Below are 20,410 nucleotides of genomic sequence, written 5' to 3'. Positions count from 1 at the left end.
CCCGACCAAAACCTGGACTAAAAAGACCTGCTCACTCGGCCTACGGCCTCGTTCGCAGTGAACCGCGCTCATTCCACTCGCGCGGATAGTCATTCCCCATACTGCATCGCAACAGCCCACATCCCTCCCCAACCGATTCGCTCACTCCTTCCGGTCGCTCGCTCATCCCTCGCACAATATTCGCGCTCGGTGCTCGCTGTCGTCTGCTCACGGGCGGCGAAGCCGCCCGTTCGCACGGCCAGCGGGACCTTCGGTCCCGCTCGGCTCGCACACGAGCGCGAACGCGCACCACAGCAACCACCAGCGACGCACCGACCATCGTGGTTCACGCGCCCGCCTCAACTGATCCCGTCAGGCGCGTCGACACCGATGGGGGTCGGCGTTCGGGGGTCGGCACCTTCGCTGACGTAGATGGCGCTGTTGATGAGCCCGAGATGGCTGAACGCCTGCGGGAAATTACCCCGCTGTTCGCCGGTCTCTCCGTCGACCTGCTCGGCGAACAGGCCGAGCGAAGTCGCGTGTTCGAGCACGTCCTCGTAGAGGTCGCGGGCCTCCTCGCGGCGGCCGGCCAGCGCGAGCGCGTCGACCAGCCAGAACGAGCAGAGCACGAACGGGTTCTCCTCGCCGTCGAGCCCGTCGTCGGTGTCGTAGCGATAGACGAGTCCCTCGTCGGTCGCGAGATGGTCCTGGACCGCCTCGATCGTCCCGAGAATCCGGTCGTCGTCCGGTTCGAGAAAGCCGACGACAGGGAGACGGAGCAGCGATGCATCGACGTTGTCGGTTTCGAACGAGCGGGTGAAACTCCCCATCTCCTCATCGTAGCCCTCGTCGAGCACGCGCTCTTCGATCTCGGCACGGACAGCCTCCCACTCGTCGGTCGGGGCCTCGTAGTCGGTCGCCTCGGCCATCGTCAGCGCCCGATCGATGGCCGCCCAGCACATCACCTTCGAGTAGACGAACTGCTTGGGGTCGACGCGGTCCTCCCAGATCCCGTAGCCCGGTTCGTCCCAGACCTCGCAGACGTGCTCGATGACGTCCCGGAGCACGTCCCAGTTCTCCTCAGTGAGAGTCTCGCCGTACTGCGTCGTCTCGTGGATCGCCAAGACGAGTTCGCCGTAGACGTCGAGCTGGCGCTGGTCGCCCGCCGCGTTGCCGATGCGCACCGGCGATGACCCTCGATAGCCTTCGAGATGATCGAGCTCCTCCTCGTCGGGGAGGTCCTCACCGTCGACACCATAGAAGGGCTGTTCAACCCGTCCAGATTCGCCCTCGGCGATCCGGGCGAGACACTCCTCGAAGAAATCCTCGACCTCCCCGGCGTGGCCGAGTTCGTGGAGCGCTTGCACGGTGAACGCCGCATCACGGATCCAGTTGAACCGGTAGTCCCAGTTGCGCTCGCCACCGATCGTCTCCGGCAGCGAGGTCGTCGGCGCGGCGGCGATGGCGCTGGTCTCGCGACGCATCAGCAGTTTGAGCACGAGCTCCGAGCGGATGACGAGCTCGTGCCACGGCCCGTAGAACAGACAGCGCTCCGAGTCCGTACAGTGGTGAACCCAGCCCTTCCAGAACTGGGTCGTCGCCTCCAACATTGCCGCCGCTTCATCATCGTCGAGTCGTCCGCGCTCGCCGTACTGACAGACGAACCAGACGGTGTCGCCCTCGTCGAGCGTGACGGTGCCCGTCGCCGTCGAACCATCGGTATCGAGCGCGACCGAGCTCTGACAGAACAGTTCTTCGTCGTTGCCGGTCGCGAGCACGCCGCCGTCGACCGCCTCGACGGTCGTTTCGGCGCGTGCGTAGTCGAAGCGCGGGGCGAACTCGACGTCGAGTTCGACCGAACCCTCCCCACACTCGACGCGTCGATAGAGGGCATGTTCGGCGATATCGAGTGTCTGCTGCTCGCCGACGATCGGCATGAAGTCAGTGAGGGTCGCCGTGCCGGATTCGGTCGCGAAGGAGGTTTCGAGCACGTTCGTCCGCTCGACGTACTCCTGTTCGCTCTCGAACTCGCCGGTGGGCTGGATCGCGAACTGCCCGCCGATCTCGGGATCGAGAACGCCAGCGAAGACGCTCGACGATTCAATATGTGGGAGACACCACCAGTCGACCGTTCCGTCGCGCCCGACCAGCGCGCAAGTTTCGAGGTTGCCGACGACACCGTAGTCGCCGATCGGCAGGAAATCCATACGGAAGGCTGCGGTGGCGGCTTCATAACGCTCCCGCCCGTGAGACGCCATCGTTTTGTCGGCCACACTCGAATTTCCGTTATGGATCCGGATCTCTCCGCGCTCGATGCGGAACTCGCCGACTACGACGCCGACGGCTACCTGCTCGATGCCGACGGCGACGACCCCGACCAGCGCTACCTCTCGGGATTCGTCGCACCCGATCCCTTCGTGACACTCTACGACGGCGACACCCACCTGCTGGTATCGGCGCTCGAATACGGCCGCGCGAAAACCGAGAGCCGCGCCGCGACCGTCTCCCGGCACGCCGATTACGCCGACGACGCCGGCGGGCGCGAGGCGAACACCGAACTGCTCGGACGCTTTCTCGACGATCACGACATCGACTCGCTGCTCGTCCCGGAGCGCTTCCCGGTCGGAACCGCCGACGGGCTCCGCGAGCAGGGCATCGACGTGACCGCCGAGGACGACGGGATCCTCGTCGGCATCCGCGCCGTCAAGACCGACGAGGAGATCGAGAAGGTCAGAGACGCCCAGCAAGTCAACGAGCGCGCGATGGTCGCTGCCGAGAACGCCATCCAGGGAGCCGACGTCGAGGACGGCCAGCTCGTCGCCGACGGCGAACCGCTCACCTCCGAGCGCGTCAAGACGGCCGTCGAGACGACGCTGCTCCAGCACGGCTACAGCTCCGGCGAGACGATCGTCGCCGGTGGTGCCGACGCCGCCGACCCGCACAACGACGGCAGCGGTCCCCTCGCCGCCGGCGAGCCGATCATCGTCGACATCTTCCCGAAGAGCACCGACACGGGCTATCACGCCGACATGACCAGGACGTTCGTGAAGGGTGAGCCGAGCGAGCGCGCCGAGGAGTGGTACGACCTCTCGAACGAGGCGCTTGACGCGGCGCTCGACGTCGTCGAACCCGGCGCGACCGGCGAGGAGGTCCACGACGCGGTCTGTGACGTCTACGAGGACGCCGGCGAGCCGACGCTGCGCGACGACCCGGAAACCGAGACGGGCTTCATCCACGGAACCGGTCACGGCGTCGGACTCGCGGTCCACGAGCTGCCGAGCCTGAGCTTCGAGGGTGGCGAGCTCGAAGCGGGCAACGTCATCACGATCGAGCCCGGGCTCTACGACCCGGAGGTCGGGGGCGTGCGCGTCGAGGACTTCGTGCTCGTCACCGAGGACGGCTACGAGAACCTCACCGACTACCCGAAACGCCTCCGCGTCGAGTAGCTCCCGACAACGTTTTTCAGCGACACGGCTGTCGGGAAATACATGCGCCGCCCGTCGTTCGATTCGTTGGCCCTGGCGATCGGTCTCTTCGCGGGTGCTGTCGTTTTCGTTGGAACCGTCACAGCGACCGGAGTTCGTTTTCTCGCCCCCACCCCGCTCGTCACCGGCATCATCACACTGCTCGTCGTTGCCGGCATCGCAACGACACGGACGAATCTCGTGTCGTGGATCGTTGATCACCGAATCCACACCACGCTTGCGCTCGGCATGTCCGTCATCACGGCCGTTGTCGGAATCCTGGTATCGTTCGGAATCGTCCCCAGTGAGACTGGGAACAGGCTATTGCTCGTCATTCTGGCTCCCCTGATAGCCGCGTTCCTCGTGTACATCACGACGATGCGCCGCTATGAAGCATATCTGCACGATCACGAACGCGTGCTCGCCGAGTGGACTGCTGCACCCGATACTCGATACAAGCGAGTCGTTCGAGGATTGTCGCTCGTCGGTGCAGCGGTGTTCTTCGTTGGCGGAGTGCTGATCGTTCTCGAATTAGATGCGGAAGCGAGCTTTATTGGACCGCTGGCGGGCGTCTTGCTCGGGCGCGCAGCAGTAATCGGACGATATCGACGATACACGCTCTACGGGAATGGCCTCGTAATTCGGGTTTCGGGCTCTGTGAGCGGGCTGTTCGTCCCTCGTGACCAGCTCCGCTCAGTTTCGCGCTCGGAGCGCGCGCTCACCATCCGCCGGGGATTGCCGTGGCCACTCCCGATTCGCTGCTCGACCGCGGATCTCGATGATCCGAGTGAACTTGAAGCGACGCTTCGCGAGCGGATCGAGTGACTCGAAGGGGCTTTTGCCAGCCGCTCGCAACGACGCACAATGACCCTTCTCGTCGTCGGCGCGGGCACGATGGGCGAGTGGTTCGCCCGCACGCTCGCCGATACGACCACAGTCACCCTCACGGACACCGATCCCGAGAGAGCCACCGCGGTCGCCGACCGCCTCGATGCGCGGTCGGTGGCGCTCGACACCGACGAACGGTTCGACACCGTCTGTTTCGCCGTGCCAATGCCGGCGGTCGAGGCGGCCATCGCCGAGCACGCGCCGACGGCCGAGCGCGCCGTGATCGACGTCACCGGGAGCATGGCTGAACCGATCAAGGCGATGCGAACGCACGCACCCGATCGCGAACGACTGAGCCTCCACCCTCTATTCGCGCCCGAAAACGCCCCCGGCCGGATCGCGACGGTCGCCGACGCGACCGGCCCGGCGACCGACGGGGTTCGCGCGGCGCTGGCCGCCGAAAACGAACCCTTCGAGACGACGCCCGACGAGCACGATCAAGCAATGGAGACGGTTCAAGCCGGCGCGCACGCGGCCGTGCTCGCCTACGCGCTCGCCGCCGAGGACGTCCGCGAGGAGTTTCATACCCCCATCTCCGGCCCGCTCGACGGCCTCGCAAGCCAGGTGTTGTCCGGATCGCCGCGGGTCTACGCCGAGATCCAGGAGCGATTCGACGGCGCGGAAGCGGTCGCCGAGGCCGCGGAGCGCATCGCCACGGTCGACGGGACGGGTGTCGAGGAGCTGTACCGCGAGGCGCGCGAGCAGCGATGAACGACGACCAGCGCGCGGCGATCCGTGCGAACGCGAACTACCTCCGGGAGGTGCGCCCGATCGACCCCGAAGAGATCGACGAGTACGTCACCGGCCAGCCCCACCCCGCCGTCGTCCGCGAGGTGCTCCGCGAGTCGGCTGCCGAGCTCGACCTCATCGAACGCGACGACGGCACGTTCGTCCCCGTTGCCGCGGAACCGATCACGACCGATTTTTCGGGCGTCGCGGCGCTGCCCGAACCCCATGTCAGAGCGCTCGAAGACCTGCTCGTCGACGAGTACGGGGCCGGCTGGCCGACGGGCGAGTCGGGCGAGCGCCTCCGCGAGCGGATTCGGACGTTCAAGGAGTCGTACTTCGCCGGTGAATCGGTGAACTACGACCGCGGGACGGCGCTCGCCTACGCCATCTACCATCTGCCGGACTACTACGCGACCGTCCAGTACGTCCTCGCGGATCTCGCGCGTGACGGACTGCTTCCGAAGGGGCTCCGCGTGCTCGACGTTGGCGCTGGTGTCGGCGGGCCGGCGCTCGGCCTCGCCGACTTCCTCCCCGACGATGCGCTCTGCGAGTATCACGCGGTCGAACCGAGCGCCGCCGCGGACATCCTGGACGCGCTGCTCGACGACACGGACAAGAACTTCCATCCGACCGTCCACCGCACGAGCGCCGAGGGGTTCGATCCCGACGGTGAGTACGACCTGATACTGATGGCGAACGTGTTGAGCGAGATCGACGATCCGACCACGGTCGCACGACAATACGTGGACGCGCTCGCGCCCGACGGCTCGCTCGTCGCCATCGCGCCCGCCGACCGCGAGACGTCGATCGGTCTCCGGGGGATCGAACGCGCGCTCGCCGACGGCGGTGAGCGAGCCGGTGGCTTGCGAACGACGGAAGACGAGTGGAGCGAGTCTTCCGGTAGTGAGCGCGCCTCCAGCGCGCGATCCTCGTCGGTCGAGCGAAGTGAGTCCGACGGTAGTCCGGCGACGGCGTACGCACCGACCGTCCGCCTCTGGCCCGGTCACGCACCGACCGACAGGGGCTGGTCGTTCGATGTGAAGGGCGACCTCGACGTGCCACCGTTCCAGCGCCGCCTCGCCGAAACTGCCGACGAGGGCGCGGCGTTCGTCAACGTCGACGTCCAGTACTCGTATTCGATCCTTCGCCGGGACGGAGCGCGCCGCATCGAGTTCACGCCCGATCCGAATCGCGTGGCGAAGATGGCCGACAGCGAGCGCCACGTCTCCAGTCGGGTGGACTGTATCGCTGCGAAACTCAGCCACTCGCTGTCCGATGGGAACCCCCTGTTCAAGATCAGCGACGGCAGCGAGGCGGTCGATCACTACGCCGTGCTGACCCGCGAAACGACACTCAACCGGGCACTCTCGGACGCGGACTACGGCGCGCTCCTGGAGTTCGAGAACGTGCTCGTGCTCTGGAACGACGACGAGGGATCGTACAATCTCGTCGTCGACGACGAGACGATCGTCGACCGGATCCCCGTCTGAACTACTCCCTCGATCCGTCGATCGCTGCCCGCAGCCGGGCGCGCTGTTCCTGCTGTCGCTCGTGTCCGTCGCGCCCGAGGAGTTTCGAGAGCAGCGCCGGCCCCTTGTGGCTCCGCTGACCGGTTTCATCCGGCTGTCCGTCGTCACTCCCACTCATGTTCCGAGATAGGTCACGACCGGGTAAAAAGCCACGCTCGCGGTGAGCGCGACGATCCCGACGACGAACAGCGCTTGCGTGTAGAAGAGCAGGCGGCCGTTGTCGGCGATGTCGGCGGCGTTGCTCTCGGTCCACGAGGCGAGTTCGACGAAGAAGTCGAGCTCCCAGTCGGCATCGTCGCCCGTCGCCAGCGAGACGGCATACGCGCCGCTCGGGCCGACCACGAGGTCGGATTCGCCGTAGGTGAGCACGCCGACGATGGCCGAGAGAACGAGCGCGAGCACACCGACGGCGGCGAGAAGCGGTTGGAAAGTGACGGCCGCGAGACCGGCGGCGGGAACGACGACGCCGAGCAGCAGCGCCGTGATGCGCACCGTGCGCAGCGCCTTGTCGTCGATGTCGTCCATCACGGACTGCTGGCTGTCGAGGACGTCCCGAAGCTCGCGATAGACGGTCTCGCGGCGCTTGCTCGACCAGCCCCGTCGCGGCGCGTCGGATCCCTCACTCATCCGTTCGTTCTCGCACAGCGAAGCGATGACCCTTAACGGTGCGCTTTTGCGAAGGGGGAAGGTTCGCGTGCGATATAGTGGGCCGCCGAGTGGTTGCTCTCGTAATCTGTGAAGTGATCGAACAGTTCGATCCGAACGGTCGAAGGACAACCGATTTATAGTTCGCTCCCATACATGCATGTAAGCGGCGCGAAGGGCAATGATCCCTCACTGAAGGGGTATGAGGCCTTCGTGGCTGCGTGCGGTTCTCATCTTGCGAAACGAAGATCGTGGAGAAGCCCGGCCGCCGTTTCGCAATCACCCCGAGTGTGGTTGCGTCGCCACGAGTATGCTGCGATATCGGCGAGTTGAATCCCGGGTGTCGATTTGCTATCGCGTGTCTCGAACGTGATCCGCTCGATGTCGAGTGCTTGCTCATCGATGTTCTCCCGTACTCGCTGAGCAGGGTTCGTCCACGTTTCCGCATCCAGCACCACGCTGATTTCATCGTAAGAACCCAAATCGAGATGCGTACTGTCGAACAACGGGCTGAGTACCGTCGAGAGTGCGATCGTTTGGACCGTTTCAGCGGCATCGAGCGGACCGACAAGCCCTTCGATCGAATCGGTCGCAAGTCGGGCGTTGAGCGCGTGGATGGTGAACCCGAGCGGAACATGCATCGACCACGGCTGTCGCGACTGTTCGATCGTCCCGTCGTCGTACATCGATTCCTTGAGAAAAGAGATGACGTCGTTGAGCGTGTCCGGGTGAATCGCTGCGCCCTTCAGTTCGGACGGTTGCGCCGCGGTGTGCGGGTGTGTTTCGATCAACTGAAGCAGTCGATCCTTCGTCGGTGTCAAGACGTTTGTCGGATCGGTGCGAGACGAAACACACCAGCAACCGGCGACGGAGTAGCAGCGGTCGCGTGTGTGGTTCCTGCTTTCGTCGATGCAGATATACAGTGTCGTCATATACGGCCCGATGGCGGGATGATTCGTACTCATCGGCCGTCTACATGATAGTTCCGACACGCGATCGTGCTTCGGACAGTTATCGAGAGCCAGGCGAGGGTGCAGCCGACAGGAAACACTCAACGGTGCGCTTTTGCGAGGGGCCATCACAGATCGACCATGCAGATCCTGCTGACGAACGACGACGGCATCGAGAGCACGGGGATCGCCGTGCTCGCCGATGCGCTCGCCGCTCACGGCGAGGTGACGGTCGTCGCGCCCGCCGAGGACCAGAGCGCCGTCGGGCGCACGCTCTCCGATCGGGTCATCGTCGAGGAGCACGACCTCGGCTATGCCGTTGGAGGAACGCCCGCCGACTGCGTGGTGGCAGGCCTCGGCTCGCTCTGTCCCGACGTGGATCTCGTGGTCTCGGGCTGCAATCAGGGCGCAAATCTCGGCGAGTACACGCTCGGGCGCTCGGGGACGATCAGTGCCGCCGTCGAAGCGAGCTTCTTCGACGTCCCGGCGATCGCCGTCTCGCTGTACGTCCCCGGGGGCGACATCGACTTCCGCGAGTACGTTGCTCGTGAAGGCGAGTACGAGGAGGCCATCCGGGCGACGAGACATCTCGTGACGAACGCGCTCGGCGACGAGATCTTCGAGCGCGCCGACTATCTGAACGTCAACGCACCGATCCCGGCGGCCACCGACGGCGAGCACGCCGGCATGGAGATCACCTACCCGTCGGACGTCTACCAGCTGACCGCCGTCGGCGACGACGGCGACCTCACACTCCGGGATCGCATCTGGCAGCGGATGGCCGACGGGGCGATCCCCGACCCGGAGGGCACCGATCGTCGGGCGGTCTTCGAGGGCCGCGTGAGCGTCTCGCCGCTGACCGCACCGCACACGACCGAAGCCCACGACGCACTCAGCGCGGTCGCCGAATCGTACGGGCGATAAGCTCCACTTGTCTCGCCGCTATCTACTCCGTATCGAGAAGCCCGTAGTGGCCCGGTTCGTCGTCGCTTTCGGGATCACCGAAGCAGAGTTCGTCGGCGTTCGTGACCAGCCACGGGATCGCCCAGTCGAGCAGGATACCCTCCGTCTCGATGTCGAGTTCGGTGTCGGGCTCCAGACCCTGCAAGAGGCGAGCGATCTCGTAGACGGTGTACATCGCGTCGGGATCGAGCACGTCGGCCGGCTCGCGGAACTCGAAGGGACGCAACCGGTTGAAGGAGGATTTCTGGCGCGGCATACCGACGATAGGCCGGAACGGCCTAAATCCTCGGCGGTGTCGGGTTCGATCAGCCGGCCAGCAGGCGTCGCCATCGTCGTTCGGGCTGTTCGTGATGTACGCACGACGAAAACAGAACGGATACGAGAATGATCGGCGGAGGCGGTTTGCGGTGCGGGTGCGGTTTTTCACTACGTTTTTGCCCGGCTGAGCGAGTCGAAGACGAGCGAAGCCGGGCAAAAAGTAGGATGGACTCGTCGGGATTCGAACCCGAGGCCTTCTCCTTGCGAAGGAGACGATCTACCACTGATCTACGAGCCCGCGTCCTGTTCTACCCGGGCGGTCCGCTTGTATGTTGTGTTTGCCCGCGACGCCGACTCGTCCCCAAGACGCCGAGGCGACCGGCGAGCAGCCCGAGCAGGAAGCCGGTGAAATGCGCCACCAGTGCCACGCCCGGCGCACCGGTCAGCAGCGTGACGACGACCGCGAGCAGCGCGAACAGCACGAGCTGGGTGCGCCGGCGCAGTCGGAGCACGTCGAGCACCGAACTCGACACCGGGTTGGCGGCGACGAGATAGCCCAGGAAGGCGAAGATCGCACCGCTCGCGCCGAGCACGCGACTGCCGGGCAACAGCGTGATCTGGGCGAGCCCCGAGAGCGCGCCGGTCGTGATGAAAAACGCGTGATAGCGCGCAGTCGACGTGAACGACTCGACGATCAACCCCACGAGGACGAGCATGGCCGCGTTGCCGAGCAGATGGGGCAGACTCCCGTGAGCGTAGATGCTCGTCAACAATGTCCACGGTCGGAGCGGGACGGTCGGTCCGAGCACGAAGAAAAACCCCATCGCGCCGATCAGCCCGGCGACCTGCTGGCCGAGAAAGACGACGGCCATCACCGCGAGCGTCTGGACGGTCGGACTGCCCCCGAGACGAGCCATACGCCCTCCTCACGGCTGGGGATGGAAAGCGTTGCGGGTGAAAAACCGGTAAAATCCTCAGTCTTCGAGGACGATCTCGATGCTGACGTCGTTTGGCACCTGAATGCGCATGAGCTGGCGGAGTGCGCGCTCGTCGGCGTCGAGGTCGATGAGCCGCTTGTGGACGCGCATCTCCCAGTGCTCCCACGTCGCGGTTCCCTCACCGTCGGGCGATTTCCGTGCCGGGACTTCGAGCTCCTTCGTCGGCAGCGGGATCGGCCCGCTGAGGTTGACCCCGGTCTTGGTGGCGATCTCGCGAACGTCGTCACAGATGTCGTCCAGATCCTCGGGGCTCGTGCCGGCGAGGCGGACTCGCGCCTGCTGCATTATGCTTCGTCGACCGAGAGCACTTTGCCGGCGGCGATGGTCTGACCCATGTCGCGGATGGCGAAGCTCCCGAGTTCGGGGATCTCGCCCGATGGCTCGATGCTGAGCGGTTTCTGCGGGCGCACGGTGACGACGGCGGCATCACCCGACTGGATGAAGTCGGGTTCCTCCTCGGCGACCTCGCCGCTTGCCGGGTCGATCTTCGAGTCGATCGATTCGATCGTGCAGGCGACCTGCGTCGTGTGGGCGTGGAACACAGGAGTATAGCCCGACGTGATGACGCTCGGATGCTGCATCACGACGACCTGTGCCTGGAACGTCTCGGCGACCGTCGGCGGGTCGTCGGCCGGCCCACAGACGTCACCGCGGCGGATGTCGTCCTTGCCGATGCCGCGGACGTTGAAGCCGACGTTGTCGCCCGGCTCGGCGTTGGGGACCTCCTCGTGGTGCATCTCGACGGTCTTGACCTCGCCGCCGACGTCGCTCGGCTGGAAGGAGACGTTGTCCCCGGTCTCCAGAACACCGGTCTCGACGCGGCCCACCGGTACCGTACCGATGCCCGAGATGGTGTAGACGTCCTGAATCGGCAGCCGAAGCGGTGCGTCCGTCGGCGGCTTCGGCTCGGGCAGGTCGTTGAGTGCCTCCAGCACCGTCTCGCCGTCGTACCACGACGTGTTGTCGGAGCTCTCGGCGATGTTGTCGCCCTCGAACGCCGACACCGGGATGAAGCCCGCGTTGTCGGTGTCGAAGCTAACCTGATCGAGCAGGCTCTTGACTTCCTCGACGGCCTCGTCGTAGCGGTTCTCCTCGTAGTCGACGAGGTCCATCTTGTTGACCGCGATGATGAGCTCGTTGATGCCCAGCGTGCGGGCGAGGAAGACGTGCTCCTGGGTCTGGGGCTGGACGCCGTCGTCCGCGGCGACGACGAGCACGGCGTTGTCGGCCTGGCTCGCGCCCGTGATCATGTTCTTCACGAAGTCGCGGTGGCCAGGGGTGTCGACGATGGTGAAGTAGTACTCGTCCGTGTCGAACTCCTGGTGGGCGATGTCGATCGTGACACCGCGCTCTCGCTCCTCGGCGAGGTTGTCCATCACGTAGGCGAACTCGAAGCCACCCTTGCCCTGTTCTTCGGCTTCCTCTTTGTGCTGTTCGATGACGTGCTCGGGAACGTTCCCCGTCTCGTAGAGGAGTCGTCCGACGAGCGTGCTCTTTCCGTGGTCGACGTGGCCGATGACGGCCAAGTTCTGGTGTGGTTTGTCTGCCATTGGTGTCTCACGCGCAGGGGCGCTATGTCGGATGTTTACTGTGGTTCCGGTTAAAACGATTACGATACCTCCCGCAGCGAATCGGGCGCACACGGCCGATTCGACCCGACTGTCGACGGTTTCGGTCTCGTCTCAGGGCAGTCGGCCGATGTCGGCGAGCACCGCCGACGCCGTCGCCCGTCCGCCCGCACCGCGCCCGCTGAGGTTCAACTGCCCGGCGTGGCGCGTCTCCAGCTGGACGATGTTCTGGGTGCCCGTCACCGCGAGCGTCCCGTGCTCGGGGACGAGTCGCGGGCCGACACGCACGGTCGGATCCTCGCCGTCGGTGACTTCGCCGACGAGTCGCACCGTCCGTCCGTCCTCGCTCGCCAGATCGAGCGCGCTCGGCGTGAGTCGCGTGATCCCCTCGACCTGCGCATCGTCGAGGGTCACGTCACCGTCGCCGAGCACGTTCGCGAGGATGACACACTTGAGCGCGGCGTCGGTGCCCTCGACGTCGAAGGTAGGGTCGGTTTCGGCCACCCCGAGATCCTGGGCCTCGGCGAGCACGTGCTCGTAGTCCAACCCCTCAGCGCTCATTCGTGAGAGGACGAAGTTCGCCGTCCCGTTGAGAACGCCACGGACCGCCGTCACGTCCTCCGGACCGAGGTCGGCGATGGTCGAGAGGATCGGGATCGCCCCGCCGACCGTCGCCTCGAACAACACGGTTCCGTCACTGTCGCGCTCCGCGGCGCGGAGATCGCCGTAACGCTCGGCGACCGGTCCCTTGTTCGCCAGCACGACGTGTGCGTCGCGGGCGAGCGCGCGCTCGGCGTGGGAGAACCCGGGTTCGGCGTCGCCGAGCGTCGTCGGCGTGGCCTCGACGAGGACGTCGTACTCGCTGGCGAGAGCGTGCTCCCGGTCGCCTGATCCGACGGTACCGCGCTCGGCTTTGCGATCGAGAACGGTTGCGACGTCGAGACCGCTCTCGTCGACGGCGGCACTCGTCGAATCGGCGATCGCTGTCACGCGGTGGCCGTAGCTCCCGGCGAGTTCGCAGACCGCGCGCCCGACCGCACCGCAGCCGACGACGGCGATGTTCATCGGTCGCCCCCTGCGAGCGGCTCGACGAGATGGAGGTCCTTCTCGTCGGCGAGTTCGCGAACGGTGTCGAGCGCGCGCTCGCGCTGGCCGGTCTCGGTCGCGAGCCGGAGTCGCGCGCTCGACGGTTCGTCGGTGCCCGCCGGTGCCGAGAGCGCGACGTCGGCCACGGCGGCGTTCGCCTGCTCGACGCGCGAGAGCGTATCGGAGAGATCGGTCTCGACGAGATCGCCAACGAGCACGACCGAGAGCTCCTCGCCGTAGCGCTCCGCGCCCGCCCGGATGACGTTGACGCCGGCCTCGCGGAGCGCGCTCACGATCGTCTCGAAGCGCTCGGGCGTCGCCTCCAGATCGACCTCGACGGGGATGTGGCCGCGCGGCGTGAGCGAGCCGCGCTCGTGGAAGATCGAGAGCAGATTGCCGCCGTTGTCGGCGATGGGTGCGAGCGCACGGAGCAGCTCGCCGGGTTCGTCGACGAGTTCGAGGCGCACGGTGTAGGCCGAGCGCGATTCCGACGCGTCGCTCATCGTTCCCCACCCGTCGGCCGCTCGACTCGATGCATACCACGCTGTCACACAGCGGCAGTGATAAACACCAGCGTTTCCGCTCGCGTCCGAACCGTTTAGGCCGCCCGCGCTGCTATCGGCCGCATGTCCGTCGCCTATCAGATCGTGGACGTTCTCATCGCAGGAGTGGTCGCCGGCCTCTCGGCGTTCGTCCTCAGCGCCGTCACGCCGCGATTTTCCGTCACCATCGGTGTGATCCTCGCGAGTATGTACTACTTCTCGCGCAACCCGTGGGGCTCCCAGAGCGGCGACGATCTCAACCGCCGAATCGACGATCTCTACGAGCGCTACCTGCCGTTCTAAGCGGATCGAGCCGCCGCGCCGCGGCCGCGGTGCGGTGGCTGTGCGGTGGTGGTTTTCGGTTCCTGGCGGATGAAGGGCGAACGAGTGAACGTAGTGAGCGAGTGAGGGCTTCTGTGGTGCTGTGCGGTTTGCGGTAGCGGAGGTGATCTGGAGTCCGCGCGAGTGGGACGAGCGCGGTTCACTGCGAACGATGCCGGAGGCCGAGTGAGCAGGTCTTTTTAGTCCAGGTTTTTGCGACGAGCGGTGGCCGACCGCAGGGAGGCCACCCGAGGAGTAAAAAAGTGGAGTTCTAGAAGTAGTCGACGCTCGCGGGCAGTTCGAGCTTCATGCCCTTGCGCTCGCGGATCTCCATGATCGTGTCGGGCTGGAGGTTGTCGGCCATCACCTGGAAGCCGGCGTTCTCGGTGTTCCAGGAGGCACGACCCTCGGTGGCCGAGCGGATGTCGGAGGCGAAGCCGATCATCTCGTCGACCGGGGCGACGCCCTCGACGACCATCAGATCGCCTTCCTGGTACATGTCGTCGACGCGGCCACGGCGACCCTGGAGCTCACCGGAGGCGGGGCCCATGTGCTCGCTCGGGACGTCGATGCGGACGTTCTGGATCGGTTCGAGCATCGAGATGCGGCCGTCGATGAGCGCACCGTGGACCGCCTGGCGAACGGCCGGAATGACCTGTGCCGGACCGCGGTGGATGGCGTCCTCGTGGAGGCGGGCGTCTTCGAGACGGATGAGCGTCCCCTGGACGGGTTCGGCGGCCAGCGGGCCGTCATCGAGTGCCTCTTCCCAGCCCTCGACGACGAGCTCCATCGTCTCGTTGAGATGCTGGATGCCCTTCGTATCGTCGACGAGGATGTTGGTCCCGTGGATGGTCTCGATCTCCTGGGAGGTGTCCTTGTCCATGCCCGCTTCCTGGAGTGCCTCGCGGCGTTCGGTTTCGGGCATGTCCATCGACGCTTCGCCGCGTTTGAGCGTCTCGGTGATCTCCTTCGAGAGCGGTTCGACGGTGAGGTAGAACCGGTTGTGGCGGTTCGGCGACTGACCTTCCACCGTGTCGGAGGGCTGCTGGACGGCCTCGCGGAAGACGACGATCGGCTCACCCGTGGTGACGGGAATGCCCTGGTTGCGCTCGATGCGCTGGGTGATCACTTCGAGGTGGAGCTCGCCCTGTCCCGAGATCAGGTGCTCGCCGGTGTCCTCGTTGATCTCGATCCGGATCGTGGGATCTTCTTTCGAGACCTGCTGGAGCGTCTCGATCAGTTTCGGGAGGTCGTCCATGTTCTGTGCCTCGACGGATTTGGTGATCACCGGCTCGGAGATGTGCTCGATCGACTCGAACGGCGTCATCTCCGACGACGAGACGGTGGAACCGGCGATCGCGTCCCGGAGACCGGTGACGGCGGCGATGTTGCCTGCGGGGACGCGTTCGACCTCCTCGCGCTCGCCGCCCATGAAGATCCCGACCGACTGGATGCGGTTCGTGCCGGCGGTGCCGGAGACGTAGAGGTCCTGGCCGCGTTCGAGCGTTCCCGAGAACAGTCGTCCGGTGGCGATCTCGCCGGCGTGGGGGTCGATCCCGATGTCGGTCACCATGAAGACGACATCACCCTCGTCGTCGACGAGACGCATCCCCTCGGCGAGTTCGGTCGTGTCGTCGCCCCGCCAGACGGTCGGCACCCGTTCGGGCTGGGCCTTGACGGGGTTCGGGAAGTGTTCGGCGACCATGTCGAGCACGACCGTCGAGAGCGGCGAGTACTCGCGCAGCTCGTCGATCTCGTCGTTGCGGTTGTAGTCGATGATGTCGGCGAAGTCGATGCCCGTCGCCTGCATCTGGGGGACGCTGGTCGCCCAGTTGTAGAGCGCCGAGCCGAAGGCCACAGTCCCGTCCTGAACGGAGACCTGCCAGCCTTCCTCCTCGTATTTCTCCTCGGCCATCCCACGGATGAGCTCGTTGACGTCGCCGATCACGGTTTGGAGGCGCTCCTGCATCTCCTCGGGGCCTTCCTGGAGCTCGTTGATGAGCCGGTCGACCTTGTTGATGAACAGCGCGGGTTTGACGCCCTCGCGGAGCGCCTGGCGCAGCACGGTCTCGGTCTGGGGCATCGTCCCCTCGACCGCGTCGACCACCACGAGCGCTCCGTCGACCGCGCGCATCGCCCGCGTCACGTCGCCGCCGAAGTCGACGTGGCCGGGGGTATCGATGAGGTTGATGAGGTGGTTGGTCTCCTGATATTCGTGGGTCATCGAGACGTTCGCCGCGTCGATGGTGATGCCCCGTTCCTGCTCGTCCTCCTCGGTGTCCATCGCCAGCTGCTCGCCGGCGAGATCCGAGGAGATCATGCCCGCGCCCGCGAGCAGGTTGTCGGTGAGGGTGGTTTTGCCGTGGTCGATGTGTGCGGCGATGGCGATGTTCCGGATGTTCTCCGGATTGTCCATCAGCCGTTCGCATTCCTGAACGATCTTCTTACGTCGGCCCATTATGCGAATTCGTATCGGAAGGAGGGTCAAAAGGGTGCTGTTTCCAGTCCCGGAGCCGATGACGTCGGGAAATTCGGCCGGCTTCGCTACTCACGACGAATAGAAATCGAACGACGAACCGTCGTGACACACAGCGCCCGACGGAAACGGAACGGGGATCCAAATCCGGCCCGATCACGAACCCTGGCGGGCGTCTTGCCCCCGACACAAGAATCATACCGCCACAGCCCGTGTTAAACGGACACATGGATGTTCGCGTGCATTCGCCCGGTCCGGCGGACCCGTTTCTGGGGGCGCAGGATCTCTTCACGACCGAACACGACCTCGCGCTCCCGGTTCACGTCCACGTTCGCACCGATCCCGATTCGCGGACGTGGAGCGCTCACTACGACGACCGGCACGTGCTCAACATTTCCCGTCAGACCGCGACCAGCGCGATGGCGCGCCCACTCGCGCTCCACGAATACTCACATATGCGTCGGTACGAGCAGTCGCATCCGTCACATATCCAATCGACCACGGAGGCGCTCACGCTCGCGCTCGCGGGCCACTCGGTCGAGCGCCGGCGACTCGTCCACTGCCATCAGATCGCGAACCACATGAAGGACATCTACGCCGACGACATCACCCTGAGCGTCGGACCGGCCGACAGGCTCGTGTCCTTCCTCGAATCGAGTCTCGCGGGTGCGATCGCCGACAGACCGGTCGACCCGCCCCGCTGGACGCGGCTGACGCCCGCAGCCGATCCCGAGATCACGGCCGTCAACGCGGCCTTCGCGCTCGCCCTCCTGGAACGCCACGACTGCATCGCCGACGATCACCGCCTCTACGATCTCGCTCACGCCGCCGCCAACGACGCTCCGGGAACCGATCTCGCAGCGTTCAAACACCGCTTTCGGGAGCTCGTCGCCGATCCCGACGAGAGCCAGTACCGACAGGCGCTCGTCGACGCGACCCGCGAATACGCCCTCCAAACGAGTTCCGCCGCCGACTGACGAACCTGACACCGTGCTCAATCGGGAGTCTCGTTTCCGTCGGCCGGCTCGCCGGCCGGGAACTCCTCGACGGCGACGGTCGATCGCTCCGTCGTGGTCCGTTCGGTCGTCGACGGGGTCGTTGTCGACGTTGTCCGCGTCGACCGCGCCGTGTCCCGCGTCGACGAGCGATTGGGTTCCGATGCGTTCGTCGTCGGTGGTGCGACCGTCACCACGATCTCCGTCGAGGGGCCAGTCGGCGTTGCCTGAGTCGAAACGCTCCCCGAGCCACTACCGTCGCCCGGCACACGCCCGTCTGTTGATCCGCCGGTGTCGAACACATCCATCACGACCGGATAGGCCACCGCCCCGGCGACGGCGACCAACACGGCCACCAGCACCACCGTCGCGACCGTCGTAGTGATGCCGTCAAGCGACGATCGTTCAGGGGATGCGGCTCCGTCGTTCGACCCGAAGCGTCGCTCGCCGTTGCTTGACGCCGTATCGGACGACCCGAACAGCGATTCGTCCTCGTCGTCGAAGACGAATCCGTCGTCATCGTCGCTCATCGATCCACCCGTGCTGGACGGACGGTGGGAGGACAAGGGACGCGGGACGCAGTCGGTGCTGTCATCGGTTGCACTCGACCGCGCGCGGAGTTAGCTCTCCGCCTCGGGCTGCCAGGCATAGCAGAGGTTGCCGCCGAGGATCGAGAGCACCACACCGAGGACGGCCCCGAGCGGCGTGCCGACGAGCGAAACGACGACCGAGACGACGCCGGCCACGCCGAGCAGCCCCGCAAGATCGGGTTCGACGAGCGCGAAGACGCCACAGAGAAAGGTCGCCGTCGCCGCGACGAGTGCGAACGCCGACGGGCTGGCTCGGGCGAACGTGATCCCCATCGAAAATATCAGCACGAACGCGACGGTGACGCCACCGAGTGCCAACAGCACGCCGCCGAGAAACGGTCGCGACGCCCGCCACTCGCCGAACCGTGCCCGCTGGGCCGACAGCCTCAGCCGTTCGGTGCTCATCGTCGCTCCTGACGATCGCTCGCCAACACGGGAGTGCCGATAAGCGACGAGCCGTTCGTACTGTTTTGCCGAGCGGTCGGGGTCACCGATTCCGTGGTCGCCGATGCGTTTCCGGCTCCCGCTGCCGCGGCCGTGGCGGCTTCCGTTGTCGTCGCCGTCGGTGCATCGGTTGCTGTCGGCGTTGGCGAGGCGGTGTCAGTTGCGGTCGTCGACGGAGCGTCGCCCGATGGGGTCGGAGTGGGCGTCGCCGTCGATGTCGTCGGTTCGGCTGCCGTCGTTGGCTCGGCTGTCGTCGTCGGCTCGGACGTCGTAGTCGTCCCGTTTTCGTCGGGCGTGCTCGTCTCGTTTCCTGCGCTCGTCCGATTCGGACTGCTCGTCGCGTTCGCCGACGCGTTCGTGCCGTTTGCAGCCGCAGTCGACACGTTGGCCGAGGCGTTGCTCGCGTTTGCCGAGCTGTTCGGCGCGGTGATGGTGAGGGTTCCGGTGGTCTCGTTCGCGCCGGCCGTGATGGCGTGGTCGTACTCGCCCGGGCTCAGTCCGTCCGTCCCGATATCGGTGAACGAGACGGTCGTCTCGTTGTCCGGACCGAGCGTGACGTTGCGCTGGGCCAGCGTCTCGCCGTCACGGCGATAGGTGACGGTCGTCTCGTCCCCGATGTAGCCCGCGTTCGTCACGGTCGCGTTCACGTCGTAGCTCTCGTTTCGCTGGACCTCGGTGGGTGCCGCAAAGTCGCTGACCGTGAAGTTGTTGGTCGTCACGTTCGGGCTGATGACGCCCTCATCGGTCAGCAATGCGAGCGCGTTCGCCGTGATGAGATCCAACACCGGCTCGATCGGGTTTTTCGTACATTCGGGGGTCCCCGAGACGCTCGTCGATTTCGTCCCGCCCTGCATCGTGAGCTCGAGGTTCTCGATGGTGATCGACTGCGCGGACAGCTGATGCGTGTTCGTCACCACCTTGCTCGAATCGATCGGCGGACCGGGCAGCGGCCCCAGATCACCGATCGAGAACAGGAAGTCCTCGCCGGGACACGTCGACCACTTCTTGCGTGCCGCCGGGATGACGACCGGATCCTTGCCGATCCCCAGTCGTCCGAAATACGCCTCCGAGGCCGTCAGCGAGAGCCCGCCCGGAGCCGACGCCGACGATCCCTTGATCGTGAGATGTGACGCTCCACCCGGGCCGCCACGGAAGTTCTTGTACATCGTCAGCCCCTCGATGTTCACGTTGCTCTTGAACGAGAACTTCCCCGCCGGGACGCTCTCGCGGTTCGAACTATCGGTCGTGACGTTTTCGTGGTTGAAGCCGCTGCCCGAGAACTCATCGGCGACGACGACGGTGCCGTCGATCCCCTCCTGTTCGGGGAAGTCACGGGCTGCCGCCGTCATGAGCGGGTGGGCGAACGCGCCGAGAACGATCACCGAGACGAGCAGGAGGGCGATCGACGCGGTTCGGCCGCCCGCACCGCCGCCGTCGGCGCTCACCGCACGCTGCGCGGGCGATCGCGTGCCGAACAGTCCGTCGTCGGATCCCTCGCCGTCGGCCCCGTCGTCGGTGAACTCGAAATCGGCCTCCGTGGTCCCGCCGGAGCCGCCCCCGCCGTTGTCCCCGTCTTCGGTGTCCTCGTCACGCCAGGCGTAGCAGAGCACGCCGCCGATGATACCGAGACCGGTACCGATGATGAAGCCCCCGAGCGCGCCGTAGAGCGAGAAGATCGAGAACACGACGCCGAAGATCCCGAAGATGTCGGCGTTGCCGGGCCGGGTGAGCGCGAAGATGCCACAGAGGAACACCAGCGCGGCGAACAACAGCCCGATCGGCGAGAGCGTCTCACCGATGAGGATGGTGTCGGGCGCGATGTTGATCGGGATCCACGCGATGACGAGCGACGCCACCACCAACAGCGCACCGCCGGCGAACGGCCGGCCGCGCCGCCAGCGGTCGAACCGGGCGCGTCGCGTTCCAACTGACCCGTTACCACCGCCCGACCCGGACTGTGTCATTTCAACCATTCTGTGTGTCGT

The 20,410-nt window shown here is 65.8% G+C and carries 21 protein-coding genes and 1 tRNA gene; 7 read left to right on the top strand and 15 right to left on the bottom strand.

Annotation, left to right across the window (positions count from 1 at the left end):
• Window positions 1–338: 338 nt before the first annotated feature.
• Window positions 339–2,186, bottom strand: a complete 1,848-nt coding sequence (locus tag MUK72_RS04245) for a glycoside hydrolase family 15 protein (protein WP_244704229.1) — start codon at window positions 2,184–2,186, stop codon at window positions 339–341.
• Between the two features lie 81 nt (window positions 2,187–2,267).
• Between MUK72_RS04245 and MUK72_RS04240 the strand changes: the two genes are divergently transcribed.
• From MUK72_RS04240 to MUK72_RS04225, 4 genes are read left to right on the top strand one after another with little or no spacing between them, the layout of a single operon-like run.
• Window positions 2,268–3,425: a M24 family metallopeptidase gene (locus tag MUK72_RS04240; protein WP_244704227.1), complete on the top strand. Its 1,158-nt coding sequence runs from the start codon at window positions 2,268–2,270 to the stop codon at window positions 3,423–3,425.
• A 42-nt stretch (window positions 3,426–3,467) separates the two neighbouring features.
• Entirely contained in the window at window positions 3,468–4,268 is an 801-nt protein-coding gene (locus MUK72_RS04235; protein WP_244704225.1) for a hypothetical protein, read from the top strand.
• 39 nt (window positions 4,269–4,307) lie between these two features.
• Complete coding sequence (locus MUK72_RS04230; RefSeq protein ID WP_244704223.1) at window positions 4,308–5,042, top strand: prephenate dehydrogenase/arogenate dehydrogenase family protein; 735 nt, start codon at window positions 4,308–4,310, stop codon at window positions 5,040–5,042.
• Window positions 5,039–6,550 carry a small ribosomal subunit Rsm22 family protein gene (locus tag MUK72_RS04225; RefSeq protein ID WP_244704222.1) on the top strand — a complete coding sequence of 504 codons (1,512 nt, stop codon included), beginning with the start codon at window positions 5,039–5,041 and terminating at the stop codon, window positions 6,548–6,550. Before MUK72_RS04230 ends, MUK72_RS04225 begins: the two co-directional genes overlap by 4 nt.
• A 1-nt stretch (window position 6,551) precedes the next feature.
• On the opposite strand, the gene MUK72_RS04220 is transcribed toward MUK72_RS04225, so the two are convergent.
• The 3 genes from MUK72_RS04220 to MUK72_RS04210 form a co-directional block, all read right to left on the bottom strand.
• Window positions 6,552–6,707, bottom strand: a complete 156-nt coding sequence (locus MUK72_RS04220) for a hypothetical protein (protein ID WP_244704220.1) — start codon at window positions 6,705–6,707, stop codon at window positions 6,552–6,554.
• Window positions 6,704–7,216, bottom strand: coding sequence for a hypothetical protein (locus MUK72_RS04215; protein ID WP_244704218.1), 513 nt, complete (start codon window positions 7,214–7,216; stop codon window positions 6,704–6,706). Before MUK72_RS04215 ends, MUK72_RS04220 begins: the two co-directional genes overlap by 4 nt.
• 248 nt (window positions 7,217–7,464) lie before the next feature.
• A complete protein-coding gene (locus tag MUK72_RS04210; RefSeq protein WP_244704216.1) occupies window positions 7,465–8,313 on the bottom strand; it encodes a DUF3800 domain-containing protein in 849 nt (282 codons plus the stop codon).
• A 12-nt stretch (window positions 8,314–8,325) separates the two neighbouring features.
• On the opposite strand from MUK72_RS04210, the gene surE reads away from it, so the two are divergent.
• Complete coding sequence (surE, locus tag MUK72_RS04205; protein WP_244704214.1) at window positions 8,326–9,108, top strand: 5'/3'-nucleotidase SurE; 783 nt, start codon at window positions 8,326–8,328, stop codon at window positions 9,106–9,108.
• 22 nt (window positions 9,109–9,130) lie between these two features.
• Here surE and MUK72_RS04200 read toward each other — a convergent pair whose 3' ends face one another.
• The 7 genes from MUK72_RS04200 to MUK72_RS04170 form a co-directional block, all read right to left on the bottom strand.
• On the bottom strand, window positions 9,131–9,403 hold the full coding sequence (locus tag MUK72_RS04200) for a DUF5827 family protein (protein ID WP_004051575.1): 273 nt from the start codon (window positions 9,401–9,403) through the stop codon (window positions 9,131–9,133).
• 228 nt (window positions 9,404–9,631) lie between these two features.
• Window positions 9,632–9,703, bottom strand: a tRNA-Ala gene (locus tag MUK72_RS04195).
• Window positions 9,704–9,713: 10 nt separating this feature from the next.
• Complete coding sequence (locus MUK72_RS04190; RefSeq protein WP_244704212.1) at window positions 9,714–10,322, bottom strand: rhomboid family intramembrane serine protease; 609 nt, start codon at window positions 10,320–10,322, stop codon at window positions 9,714–9,716.
• 57 nt (window positions 10,323–10,379) lie between these two features.
• Complete coding sequence (gene rpsJ, locus MUK72_RS04185; protein ID WP_204365460.1) at window positions 10,380–10,691, bottom strand: 30S ribosomal protein S10; 312 nt, start codon at window positions 10,689–10,691, stop codon at window positions 10,380–10,382.
• Entirely contained in the window at window positions 10,688–11,953 is a 1,266-nt protein-coding gene (gene tuf / locus MUK72_RS04180) for a translation elongation factor EF-1 subunit alpha (protein WP_244704210.1), read from the bottom strand. The genes rpsJ and tuf overlap by 4 nt, the downstream gene beginning before the upstream one ends.
• Before the next feature lie 132 nt (window positions 11,954–12,085).
• Window positions 12,086–13,036 carry a homoserine dehydrogenase gene (locus MUK72_RS04175; protein ID WP_244704208.1) on the bottom strand — a complete coding sequence of 317 codons (951 nt, stop codon included), beginning with the start codon at window positions 13,034–13,036 and terminating at the stop codon, window positions 12,086–12,088.
• The gene (locus MUK72_RS04170) at window positions 13,033–13,560 is read right to left on the bottom strand and encodes an amino acid-binding ACT domain-containing protein (protein ID WP_007739589.1); all 528 of its coding nucleotides are present in this window, start codon (window positions 13,558–13,560) and stop codon (window positions 13,033–13,035) included. Before MUK72_RS04170 ends, MUK72_RS04175 begins: the two co-directional genes overlap by 4 nt.
• A gap of 123 nt (window positions 13,561–13,683) precedes the next feature.
• Here MUK72_RS04170 and MUK72_RS04165 point away from each other — a divergent pair, with 123 nt between their 5' ends.
• Entirely contained in the window at window positions 13,684–13,902 is a 219-nt protein-coding gene (locus MUK72_RS04165) for a hypothetical protein (RefSeq protein WP_244704206.1), read from the top strand.
• Window positions 13,903–14,191: 289 nt separating this feature from the next.
• On the opposite strand, the gene MUK72_RS04160 is transcribed toward MUK72_RS04165, so the two are convergent.
• The gene (locus MUK72_RS04160; RefSeq protein WP_004051582.1) at window positions 14,192–16,378 is read right to left on the bottom strand and encodes an elongation factor EF-2; all 2,187 of its coding nucleotides are present in this window, start codon (window positions 16,376–16,378) and stop codon (window positions 14,192–14,194) included.
• A gap of 245 nt (window positions 16,379–16,623) precedes the next feature.
• On the opposite strand from MUK72_RS04160, the gene MUK72_RS04155 reads away from it, so the two are divergent.
• Window positions 16,624–17,373, top strand: coding sequence for a DUF5781 family protein (locus MUK72_RS04155; protein ID WP_244704204.1), 750 nt, complete (start codon window positions 16,624–16,626; stop codon window positions 17,371–17,373).
• A 17-nt stretch (window positions 17,374–17,390) separates the two neighbouring features.
• On the opposite strand, the gene MUK72_RS04150 is transcribed toward MUK72_RS04155, so the two are convergent.
• The 3 genes from MUK72_RS04150 to MUK72_RS04140 all read right to left on the bottom strand — a co-directional run bounded on the left by MUK72_RS04150 (window position 17,391) and on the right by MUK72_RS04140 (window position 20,389).
• Window positions 17,391–17,921 (bottom strand): hypothetical protein, encoded by a 531-nt coding sequence (locus MUK72_RS04150; RefSeq protein ID WP_244704202.1) that lies wholly within the window; start codon window positions 17,919–17,921, stop codon window positions 17,391–17,393.
• A 90-nt stretch (window positions 17,922–18,011) separates the two neighbouring features.
• Complete coding sequence (locus tag MUK72_RS04145; RefSeq protein ID WP_244704200.1) at window positions 18,012–18,386, bottom strand: DUF6114 domain-containing protein; 375 nt, start codon at window positions 18,384–18,386, stop codon at window positions 18,012–18,014.
• The gene (locus MUK72_RS04140) at window positions 18,383–20,389 is read right to left on the bottom strand and encodes a DUF6114 domain-containing protein (protein ID WP_244704198.1); all 2,007 of its coding nucleotides are present in this window, start codon (window positions 20,387–20,389) and stop codon (window positions 18,383–18,385) included. Before MUK72_RS04140 ends, MUK72_RS04145 begins: the two co-directional genes overlap by 4 nt.
• Window positions 20,390–20,410 lie beyond the last annotated feature (21 nt).

This window comes from Halococcus dombrowskii (assembly GCF_022870485.1).
GTDB classification, from domain to species: Archaea; Halobacteriota; Halobacteria; order Halobacteriales; family Halococcaceae; genus Halococcus; species Halococcus morrhuae.
The sequence above is the reverse complement of the archived record's forward strand: the minus strand, read 5'-3'. Positions and strand labels throughout refer to the sequence as shown.